Raw genomic sequence first — 9,985 nt, forward strand, 5'->3', positions numbered from 1 at the left:
GACTCAGCCCTCCCTCTTGCGCAGGCGTGGATCGAGCAGATCACGGGCCGTGTCGCCAAGCAGGTTGATGGACAGGATGCACAGGGACAGCATCAGCCCCGGCCAGAAGATCAGCGAGGGCTTGAGCTGGAAATGCATCCGCCCCTCCGCCATGATGTTGCCCCAGGTGGGAATTTCCGTGCTGACGCCCGCGCCAAGGAAGGAGAGGATCGCTTCCGTCAGGATGGCCGAGGCGCAGATATAGGTGGCCTGCACGGTCAGTGGCGCCAGCGTGTTGGGCATCAGATGCTGCCAGAGGATCTTCGGCATGGAAGACCCCAGCGCCACCGCCGCCTCCACATAGGGCTCCTCGCGCACGGACAGCACCACGGAGCGCACCAGCCGCACCACGCGAGGGATTTCCGGGATGGTGATGGCGGCAATCACCGACCACAGGCTCGGGCCGTTGAGGGCAACCAGCGCAATCGCCAGCAGGATCGACGGAATGGCCATCAGGCTGTCCATGATCCGCATGATGATCGCGTCCGCCAGCCGGAAGAAGCCGGAGACTAGGCCAATGGCAAGGCCGATGAGCACGCTCGTTACCGCCGCCCCAACGCCGATGAACAGCGACACGCGCCCGCCCATCATGACGCGGGAGAAGAGATCCCGGCCATAGGCATCGGTGCCCAGCAGGTTGCTCTCCGAAGGGCCTTTGAGCCGGTTCAGCGCATTGAGCGCCATCGGATCATGGGGAATGTAGAGCGGTGCCAGCAGCACTGCGATGGCGATGATGGCCAGCACAATGGCCGCAACCATCGGCCCGCCACCAAGCTTGCGCACCCTCACCGGAAAGGACAACAGGCGCAGGACCGGCTGCAGCCGGGATACGGGGTCGGAAGAAGCTGACATCAATACCGGATCCTCGGGTCAAGAAGGCTGTAGGCAACGTCGATCATCAGGTTGATGAAGACGTAGATGGCACTTGTCAGCAGGATCATCGCCTGGATGACCGGATAGTCACGGGCAAGGATCGCATCGACAGTGAGCCGGCCGATGCCGGGGATGTTGAAGACGCTTTCCGTCACCACCACGCCGGAGATGAGCAGCGCAAAGCCGGTGCCGATGATGGTCAGGATCGGCACCGAGGCATTGCGCAGGGCGTGGCGGAACAGCACCGCCTTTTCCTTCAGCCCCTTGGCCCGCGCGGTGCGGATGTAATCCTCGCCCAGCACCTCCAGCATGCTGGCCCGCGTCATGCGGGCGATGAGGGCGATGTAGATCGTCGCCAGCGTCAGGCAGGGCAGGATGGCACGGGTGAGGAACTTGCCGAAGTCCTGCGAGGGCGCCGTATAGCCCTGCACCGGCAGCCAGCGCAGCTGCAGGGAAAAGACCTGGATGAAGAGATAGCCGATGACGAAAACCGGGATGGAGAAGCCCAGCACCGAAAAGGCCATCACCGCATAATCCGTCCAGGTGCGGTGCCGCCAGGCGGCCAGCACACCCATGGGCACGGCGATGAGCACGGCCAGAATGATGGTCATGACGGCGATGTTGATCGTCGGCCAGATTCGCTGTGCGATGAGATCGGTCACCGGAACATTGGAAATGAGCGAAATACCGAGATCACCCTCCGCAAGGTGCCCGGCCCAGGTGATGAACTGGGTCAGCAGCGGTTCGTTGAGGCCAAGCGAGGTGCGGATCTTCTCCAGCTGCTCGGGCGTTGCCGCATCACCGGCCAGGATGGCTGCCGGATCGCCCGGCGTCAGGCGCAGCAGCAGAAAAACAAAGATGGCGACACACAGCACGACCGGAATGACGGCCAGGATGCGCCGGAAGATGTAACCGATCATCGGCGGATGCTCCCTTCAGGCGGTGTGAGCGGCGGAGGCCCTGCCCTTTTCAAGGCAGGCCCGCCGCTCCCGTTGCACCGGGGCCGCGATGGGCGGTCCCGGCAGCCGTTCAGACGGCGGGAGGATCAGTCTTCCTTCTTCATGTTCCAGAACACCGGAACCGGCGAGGGGATCATGTCCACCAGCTTGACCGAGCGCCCCTGCGGGGTGAGGTACTGGCCGAGCGGGATGTAGTTCACCACGTCCATGGCATGAGCCTGGATCTTCTTGGCCACTTCCACCTGCTCTTCTGCGGAACCGGCCGCGATGAACTCCTTGCGCAAGGCTTCGAGCTTTTCGTCCGTCGGCCAGCCGAACCAGGCAGCGCTTCCGCGGCCATTGAGCATGGGGTTGATCAGCGGCGAGGCGATTTCCGGCACGGCCCAGTTGGTGAAGAACAGGTTCCAGCCGCCTTCGGACGGCTTGGACTGGCTGGCGCGGCGGGTAACCAGGGTCTGCCAGTCCATCGGCTGCAGATCGACGGTGAAGCCCGCATCGCGCAGTGCCTGAGCTGCCACCACAGGCTGGGCGGAAATGGCCGGCACGTCGGTCGGCTGCATCAGCACCACGGGCGTGCCGTCATAACCGGACTCGGCCAGAAGCTTTTTCGCCTCTTCGATGTTGCCGCCGCTGATGAGGCTTTCCGCCCCGGTTTCGTCGGCCAGCGGCGTGCCGCAGCCGAACAGCGCACCACAGATCTTGTAGTAATCCGGATTGCCGATCAGCGTCGCCAGCACCTGCTCCTGACTGATCGCCATCATGGCCGCCTTGCGCACCTTCACATTATCGAAGGGCGGATAAAGGAAGTTCATGCGGCCCATGGTCTGGTAACCGAGCGGATCGCGCAGCTCCGACACCACATCCTCATTCCCCTCAAGCAGAGGCAGAAGGTCGACCGGCACCTGCTCCATATAGTCGATTTCGCCGGAGGACAGCGCATTCACCGCCGTCTGGGCATCGGGCATGGTGACCCATTTCACCTTGTCCACGTAGACTTTCTTACCGCCAGCCATCCAGCTGGACGGCTCGTCGCGCGGCACATAATCGGCGAACTTCTCGTAAGTGACGCTGACGCCGGGCTGGAACTCGGATTCCACGAAGCGGAACGGGCCGGAGCCGATGAAGCTTTTGATGGATTCCGATACCGGAGTGGCCGCAACACTGGCCGGCATGATGAAGGGCGGCAGGGCCGACATCTTCGCCAGAGTCTCGATCAGCGGTGCATAGGGCTCCTTCAGCTGCCAGACGAGCGTCTTGTCATCGGCTGCCGTCAGGCTGTCGGTCACGTCGAAGATGAGCTGGCCGCCGGAATCCTTCTGGCCCCAGCGCTTCAGCGAGGCCACCGCATCTTCCGCCGTCACCGGGGCGCCATCGTGGAATTTCAGTCCGTCGCGCAAGGTGAAGGTGTAGGTCAGCTTGTCATCGGAGATGGTCCAGTCCGCCATCTGCGGCCTGGGCGTGAAGTTCTCGTCTACGGCGATGAGCACATCGTAGATCATATAGGCATGATTGCGCACGATATGGGCGGTGGTAATGACCGGATCGGTGACACGCAGGCCGGAATGCATCACGGCGGTGATCACCTTTTCCTGCGCCATGGCGCTGCCGGCCAGCAGCGTTCCGGCAACAAGACCGGCAGCAAGACGGCCAAGGCCCGTCAGGCGGCACGGCCGGCTCTCAGCCTTCAATCTGCTTGCGGCCCCAGTTTCAACACTCAGCATGTTCGTGAACCCCGTCTGGTTGGTTGTGATGATGCTTCGTTCATGCCCGGCCTGTTTTCCGGCCGGTTGTGATCTGCTCTGCTTCTCCTCCCATCCGCTCCCGCAAGCCTGTGGAGCGAACTTCATTTCACTTTAGATGTTTGCTGTCGTTGCAGCTGTTTCATTGGCCATGAAGGCAGGTCCGCAGGGCGTCAGCCGGATGCCAGGCTTCAGGTTGCGGAAGGGCAGATCGCTGGCGTAAAGTGCCATCGGCCCCGGCGAGCGGGCGACGAGAATGGTCTCGGCCACCGGCTCGAAATCGGCACGGAAATGCACCGAACTCTTGTTGACGAGAATGGATTCCTGCGTCGGTTCAATGCCAACGAAACGGTACATGGCGAGGTCCGCCATCTGCACCTTGCGGCTGGCCAGCACCACACGCACGCCGCCGATGGAGACACAGGCCGAAAGACCCAGATCCATGTGTGTGTGGCCGAAGAACGGGCCAGCGGCCATGAAGCTGCCGTCTGACAGGCGCTCCACCTTGAAGGTGCCGGTGAAGGGGGCATCGCCCGCGACACCGGAGCGCCCGCCGAGGGTCAGCGTCACCTCCGCCCCCTCGCCTGCCGCATGCGCAGCTTCTGCGGCCTCCGGATCGACCATCAGGCCGAGCGCGGCGCGCGAAACACCTGCGCGCACCAGCGCCGCCAGCATTCCGGCGGTGTTGGAATCCCCGCCCGCGCCGGGATTGTCCTGCGTATCTGCAATGACGACGGGCCGGGAAGCGGAGACTGCAATCCGCAGTGCTTCGGCAATGGCTTCCTCCGGCTCATAGGCCCTGCCCTGGAACGCAGGCTCTGCCGCCAGAATATCCGCCACCAGCGCATCCGCCGCCGCATCGGCCGCAGCCTGGTCTTCCGCATAGGTGATGACGGAGGGGGCGCAATCCTCAAAGTCGGCAGCCGGAAAGCCGGTCAGAAAGGATGTGCTGGTGACTGTCCCGCCTTCCAGATCAGCCACGCGGGCATAGAGGCTTCTGGCCGGCTCCAGTCCGGTGCATTGCCAGGGGATGGGAATGAGGAAAGGCAGCTGGCGGAAGGCCTTGGCAAGGCGCTTGCCCGATTGCATCAGCCGGTCAAGCTGCACCGCCGTGCGCCGGCCGGTTTCGGCCATGTCCACATGCGGATAGGTTCGGTAGGCGACGAGAATGTCACTCTCCTCCACCATGCGGGCAGTGACATTGCCGTGCAGGTCAAGGCTCGCAGCGATGGGCAGATCCGGGCCGGCCACCTTGCGCAGGCGGGCGAGGATCTCCCCTTCCCCGTCATCCAGATGCTCGCAGACCATGGCGCCATGAAGATCGATATAGAGCCCGTCGAGCGGCCCGGCGGCGGCAAGCCGCTCGCACAACTCACCGAGGATGGCCTCGAAAGCGGCTTTCTCGACATGGGCAGATGGAATGGCCACGGTCCACAGCAGCGGCACCAGCTCCCACCCGGCCTCACGGGCGTAATCCACCGCTCCGGCAACGCCGATGTTGATGCCGGGGCAGCGGTCAAGAATTTCCTGGCCCCGTGAAATCGGCATGTGCCCGCCGCCTTCGGCGAAGTGAGCCAGCGTCGCACGGGAGGGAGCGAAGGTATTGGTTTCGTGCAGGAAACCGGCAACTGCCACACGCCTTGTCATCCGTCGTCTCTCCTTGCACCCAATCAGGAAATTTCACGGCTTGCCTAGCTATATCGCTGTGCAATACACTTGTATTGATTATGCTGACCCAGTTAACCACTGAGGTCAATGTCAAAACACATGCAATCCGGTGCCTCATGAGCCCAAAATTTTTGCGTTCGATCTTCGGCCCGCCAGTCCGCCAGGATGAGACATGGGAAGATCCGCTGTTCATCCAGTCGGTTGGCCGGGCCATGCAGGTGCTGTCCGCATTCCATCAGAGCGAAAAGCCGATGTCGCTGCAGGACCTTGCGGATCAGACCGGCCTTACCCGCAGCGCCGTGCAGCGGCTGGTGTTCACGCTGAGGCATCTGGGCTACGTCACCCGTGACCCCGACGACACCGGCTATGTGCCGGGCCTGCGCATCCTTGATCATTCGCTGGATTTCCTGCGGCTCAACCCCGTGGTGGTCAAGGCAACGCCCGTCTTGCTGGAACTGCGGCGGCAGGTGCGCGAGCGTGTCGATCTCAGCCTGTGGGACGGCTTGCGCCTCGTTTATGCCAGCCGCCTGCAGAGCAAGCGGGAGATCCTGTCCTCGACCATGGTCGGCCACAGCGTGCCGCTGTTCTGCACCTCCGGCGGCTGGGCCATTCTCGCCCGCCTGCCCGAAGCCGAGTGCGAGGAGCTGATTGCCCGCTCCAACCGCGTGCCGGTGACGCCGCAGACGATCACCGATCCGGCGGTCCTGATGGAGCGCGTGGCCGAAACCCGGCGCAACGGCTATGCGCTGGCGCTGGAGCAGATCCTGACCGGCGAAATCGCTATCGGCGCGGCCATTCTTGGCGCCTCCGGGCGCCCGGTGGCCGCCATCCACGTGGCGGGCTCTCTCGCCGAATGGGAGCCGGAGGACTTTGCCCGTCAGGTTGCGCCGCTGGTGATCCAGGCGGCGCAGACCATCAGCCGGGGCTGAGGTTCCGGCCACCCCTGCCCTCACGGTTTCGGCCAGGAGCTGATGCCCCCGGTCCAGCTTTCAAAGACGCGGGCAACGGACAGAACCCTGAGATCAGCAAAGCGCGGACCGATGATCTGCAGGCCGATGGGCATGCCCGAAACCGAGAAGCCGCAGTTGATCGAACAGGCCGGATTGTCGCCCATGTTCCAGGGCACGGTGAAGGCAATATGTTCGAAAGGCAGCGAGGGATCGTTGGTCGGCCCGGCCCATTCCGCCGGGAAGCTGACCACCGGGTTGACCGGCGAGATGATGAGATCAAGCCCCTGAAACACCTGCGCCGTGGCTTGCCGGATCGCCAGCATCTGGTCAAAGCCGGTTGCTACCCGTGTGGCGGGCAGGTCCTTGGCGCCTGCCGCCCAGTCCAGAATGAAGGGCAGGATCTTTGCCCGGCGCTCCGGCGTATAGGTTTCCATCAGCGCCCAGAAGCGCGCGCGCCAGAAGTCATCCAGCCCGTCCAGCATCTGCCGGGTCAGGATACCCTGCACCGGGATGATCTCAGCCCCCGCATCCTCGAAACGGTGGGCGGCGGCGAGCACGGCGGTGCGGATCTCCCCATCCACCGGCAGGCCGCAGCCTGCATCCAGCACGAGCCCGATCTTCATGCCGCGCACGGAAGCGGGCGGCACGTTCCAGTCCAGATTTTCCGGTGGCAGCGACGTGGCATCGCGCCAGTCCGGGCGGCTGATCGAGGCCATCAGCAGCAGCGTGTCATCTACCGTTGGCGTCATCGGCCCGGCGCAGCGTCCCGGATAATAGGGATAGACGGGCACACGGCCCTGAGACGGCTTGTAGCCGATGAGCCCGGTCCAGCCGGCCGGCAGGCGGATGGAGCCGCCGATGTCGGTGCCGATATGCAGCGGGCCATAGCCTGCCGCCCCTGCCGCTGCCGCGCCCGCGCTGGAGCCGCCGGGGTTCTGCGTCAGATCCCAGGGGTTACGGGCAAGGCGGTGCAGGCTGGAGAGGCCGGAACTCAGCATGCCGAAGTCAGGGCACGTGGTCTTGGCGTAGAAGATCGCACCATCTTCGCGCAGGCGCGCCGTCAGCGGCGCGTCTTCGGCTGCGGGCGTCATGTCGGCAGCAGCGGTGCCAGTCGTCACCGGATCGCCCTTCATGGCGAGGTTGTCCTTGATGCTGACGGGCATGCCATCCAGCGGGCCGATGGGCGCGCCCCGGACCCAGCGGGCTTCGGATGCCCGCGCCGCCTTCATCGCTTCATCGGGACGGAAATCATAAAGAGCGCAAACCCTTGGCTCACGATCTTCAATTCTTGCGATTAGCGCCGCCATATATTCGGCCGGCGAGAGACTGCCCGCCTTGAAGGCCGAGAGCACGCTGCGGGCCGGAAGGGAGAGAACCTCGTCTTCCGGGCGCACCCGCTCGTCCGCATCCACCATCGCCATGCCTGCCTCCTGTGCGCTCACATGCCGTCTTCCGCATGTCATGGCCTCAGGCTGCACGACTTTGCAGCGCACACTCAACGAAGAACTTGAGTGCTCCGTGTTGCGTAAACCGTTGCACTGGAGTCCGGAGAAGAGCCGAACCTTGCGCGCAGCAGCCGTTCCAGCGACGCTGCAAAGCGGCTGGCGGCGAAACTGAGCTGGCGTTCCGGCGAAAGGCTGAGCTGAAGTGCCGTGTCGATGGCAGCATCTGCGGCGAGCGGGCGGGCAACCAGGCTGCCGAGTTCCAGATCGCGGATCACCGCAATCTCCGGCAGAATCAGGATCGCAGCCCCCAGCCGGGCAAGTTCCTTCTGCACAGTCAGCGAAGCCGTGGTGAAACTGACGGAAAGCGGATCATGCCCTGCGGCCCGCAGCCGTGCCTCAAGCGCCGCGCGGGCACTGTAGGATGTATCCGGCACGGCCAGCGCATGGGTGGTGAGCACATCCAGATCAAGGCTTTTCAGAACCGCGGCCGGATGATCGGGCGCAAGAATGGCCGCATGGCGCACCGGCACACGGACACGCGCCGTCACACGCGGATCGTCCGGCGAGAACAGGGTCAGTGCCATGTCCGTATCACCGCGCACGATCGCGCTCATGGCCTCGCGTGCTGAGGTCTCCTGCACGGTGACGCGGATCGCCGGGAATTCCTTCGAGAAGGCTGCCAGCGCTGCCGCCAGAATGGCGCCGCCGGTGGCGCCATTCACGTGCACGCTGACCTCGCCCCGGCGCAAGCCGCGCAGGTCATCAATCGCCTGATTGGCCTGATCGAAGGCGCGGATCGCGGTCTTCAGCCGGGCCGCCACCACTTCGCCCGCCGCCGTCAGCTCGATGCCGCGCGCGCCGCGCTCCACCAGCTGGACGCCGAAATGATATTCGAGATTGTCGAGCTGGCGGCTGATCGCGGTTGGCGTCACACCCAGGTTCTGGGCGGCCTGCCGGATGGACCGGCAGCGCACCAGTTCGTTGAAATAGATGATCGCCTGAAGCTGCATTGCGCCCTGCCCTCATGTGCTGCCGAAGCAGCCCTCAGGATGGCATGACGGGCGCCGCAAAGGCCAGCCTCACATCAGCGAGGCGTTGGGAATGTCGGTCACCAGCATGTGGCCCGGCGCATGGGTGATGCAGAACTCCGGCTTCACACGGGCAATCGCCGCCTGCGGCGTCACCCCGCAGGCCCAGAACACCGGCACCTCGCCTGCCCGCACGCTCACCGCATCGCCGTAGTCGGGACGGGAGAGATCGGCAATGCCGATCTGTGCCGGATCGCCGATATGGATCGGGGAGCCATGGGCTGCAGGCAGGCGTGAGGTGATTTCCACCGCCCGCACCGCGTCCTTCGGGCTCATCGGCCGCATGGAGACAACCACGGGGCCGGAGAAGCGCCCGGCGGGAACCGTCTCGATGCTGGTGCGGAACATCGGCACGTTGCAGCCTTCCTCGATATGGCGGATGCCGATGCCAGCCGCCAGAAGCGCCTCTTCGAACGAGAAGGAGCAACCGATCAGGAAGGACACCAGATCATCGCGCCACCAGTCCTCAACGCTCTGCGGCTCGGCCACCAGCTCCCCCTTCTGCCAGACGCGGTAGCGCGGCAGGTCGGTGCGGATGTCGAGATTGCGGCCAAGGGCCGGGATCATCGGATCGCCGGTTTCCGACACGCCGACCAGCGGGCAAGGCTTCGGATTGCGCTGGCAGAACAAGAGGAAGTCATAGGCCAGATCCTGCGGCAGGATAGCGAGATTGGCCTGAATGAAGCCCGGTGCCAGATTGGCAGTCGGCCCGCACAAGGCACCCGTGCGGGCGGCCTGCCGGACATCGAAGGGGCTGGTGAGAAGGCTGGTTGCGGTCATGCGGGTATCTATCGGTTAGGCGGTGATGGCGGCAAGCGCCGCCTCGATGGAAAGGCCGAGCGCAAGGACCTTGCGGTCCTGCATCTGAGTGCCGGCAATCATTGATCCACCCCCATTGAACGGGTCCACCTTGAAGTATGGTTTTGACCCTGAAGGAGGACCACAATGGCAAACAAGCGACACAAGCCCGACGAGATCGTCACGAAGCTTCGGCAGGTTGAGGTTTTGCGCGGCCAAGGCATGGCGATGGCGGATGCCGTTCGCCAGATCGGCGTTTCCGAGCTGACGTTCTACCGGTGGCGTAAGCAATATGGCGGCATGAGCCGTGACCAGCTTCGGCAGTTGAAGGATCTCCAGAAGGAGAACGAACGGCTTCGCAAGGCGGTGGCGGATCTGACGCTGGACAAGCTGATCCTGACGGAGGCTGCGCGGGGAAACTTCTGA

At 64.2% G+C, this 9,985-nt stretch carries 8 protein-coding genes and 1 pseudogene; 2 read left to right on the forward strand and 7 right to left on the reverse strand.

From position 1 onward, the window contains the following. Positions 1–3 precede the first annotated feature (3 nt). The 4 genes from ASC48_RS18395 to ASC48_RS18410 all read right to left on the reverse strand — a co-directional run bounded on the left by ASC48_RS18395 (position 4) and on the right by ASC48_RS18410 (position 5,257). Positions 4–891 carry an ABC transporter permease gene (locus ASC48_RS18395; RefSeq protein ID WP_055457140.1) on the reverse strand — a complete coding sequence of 296 codons (888 nt, stop codon included), beginning with the start codon at positions 889–891 and terminating at the stop codon, positions 4–6. Then, positions 891–1,832 (reverse strand): ABC transporter permease, encoded by a 942-nt coding sequence (locus tag ASC48_RS18400; protein WP_055457141.1) that lies wholly within the window; start codon positions 1,830–1,832, stop codon positions 891–893. The genes ASC48_RS18395 and ASC48_RS18400 overlap by 1 nt, the downstream gene beginning before the upstream one ends. A gap of 125 nt (positions 1,833–1,957) precedes the next feature. Then, positions 1,958–3,469, reverse strand: coding sequence for an ABC transporter substrate-binding protein (locus ASC48_RS18405; RefSeq protein ID WP_244270109.1), 1,512 nt, complete (start codon positions 3,467–3,469; stop codon positions 1,958–1,960). Between the two features lie 255 nt (positions 3,470–3,724). After that, positions 3,725–5,257 (reverse strand): M81 family metallopeptidase, encoded by a 1,533-nt coding sequence (locus ASC48_RS18410; protein WP_055457142.1) that lies wholly within the window; start codon positions 5,255–5,257, stop codon positions 3,725–3,727. Between the two features lie 137 nt (positions 5,258–5,394). Between ASC48_RS18410 and ASC48_RS18415 the strand changes: the two genes are divergently transcribed. Then, positions 5,395–6,207 (forward strand): IclR family transcriptional regulator, encoded by an 813-nt coding sequence (locus ASC48_RS18415; RefSeq protein ID WP_055457143.1) that lies wholly within the window; start codon positions 5,395–5,397, stop codon positions 6,205–6,207. A 20-nt stretch (positions 6,208–6,227) separates the two neighbouring features. Here ASC48_RS18415 and ASC48_RS18420 read toward each other — a convergent pair whose 3' ends face one another. From ASC48_RS18420 to ASC48_RS18430, 3 genes are all read right to left on the reverse strand, one after another. After that, positions 6,228–7,649, reverse strand: a complete 1,422-nt coding sequence (locus tag ASC48_RS18420) for an amidase (RefSeq protein WP_141659019.1) — start codon at positions 7,647–7,649, stop codon at positions 6,228–6,230. Between the two features lie 74 nt (positions 7,650–7,723). Beyond that, positions 7,724–8,683 carry a LysR family transcriptional regulator gene (locus ASC48_RS18425; protein ID WP_055457144.1) on the reverse strand — a complete coding sequence of 320 codons (960 nt, stop codon included), beginning with the start codon at positions 8,681–8,683 and terminating at the stop codon, positions 7,724–7,726. Between the two features lie 69 nt (positions 8,684–8,752). After that, positions 8,753–9,541: a putative hydro-lyase gene (locus tag ASC48_RS18430; protein WP_055457145.1), complete on the reverse strand. Its 789-nt coding sequence runs from the start codon at positions 9,539–9,541 to the stop codon at positions 8,753–8,755. Positions 9,542–9,706: 165 nt separating this feature from the next. Between ASC48_RS18430 and ASC48_RS18435 the strand changes: the two are divergent. Further along, a pseudogene (locus ASC48_RS18435) lies at positions 9,707–9,976 on the forward strand (transposase); the annotation flags it as partial. Positions 9,977–9,985: the final 9 nt, after the last annotated feature.

This window comes from Pannonibacter indicus, from assembly GCF_001418225.1.
Taxonomy (GTDB): Bacteria; Pseudomonadota; Alphaproteobacteria; order Rhizobiales; family Stappiaceae; genus Pannonibacter; species Pannonibacter indicus.

Excerpts from the sequence above, each read along its gene's own strand:
- ASC48_RS18395 (WP_055457140.1), bottom strand. The coding sequence starts at position 891 with ATGTCAGCTTCTTCCGACCCCGTATCCCGGCTGCAGCCGGTCCTGCGC.
- ASC48_RS18400 (WP_055457141.1), bottom strand. The coding sequence starts at position 1,832 with ATGATCGGTTACATCTTCCGGCGCATCCTGGCCGTCATTCCGGTCGTG.
- ASC48_RS18405 (WP_244270109.1), bottom strand. The coding sequence starts at position 3,469 with ATGGCGCAGGAAAAGGTGATCACCGCCGTGATGCATTCCGGCCTGCGT.
- ASC48_RS18410 (WP_055457142.1), bottom strand. The coding sequence starts at position 5,257 with ATGACAAGGCGTGTGGCAGTTGCCGGTTTCCTGCACGAAACCAATACC.
- ASC48_RS18415 (WP_055457143.1), top strand. The coding sequence starts at position 5,395 with ATGAGCCCAAAATTTTTGCGTTCGATCTTCGGCCCGCCAGTCCGCCAG.
- ASC48_RS18420 (WP_141659019.1), bottom strand. The coding sequence starts at position 7,649 with ATGGCGATGGTGGATGCGGACGAGCGGGTGCGCCCGGAAGACGAGGTT.
- ASC48_RS18425 (WP_055457144.1), bottom strand. The coding sequence starts at position 8,683 with ATGCAGCTTCAGGCGATCATCTATTTCAACGAACTGGTGCGCTGCCGG.
- ASC48_RS18430 (WP_055457145.1), bottom strand. The coding sequence starts at position 9,541 with ATGACCGCAACCAGCCTTCTCACCAGCCCCTTCGATGTCCGGCAGGCC.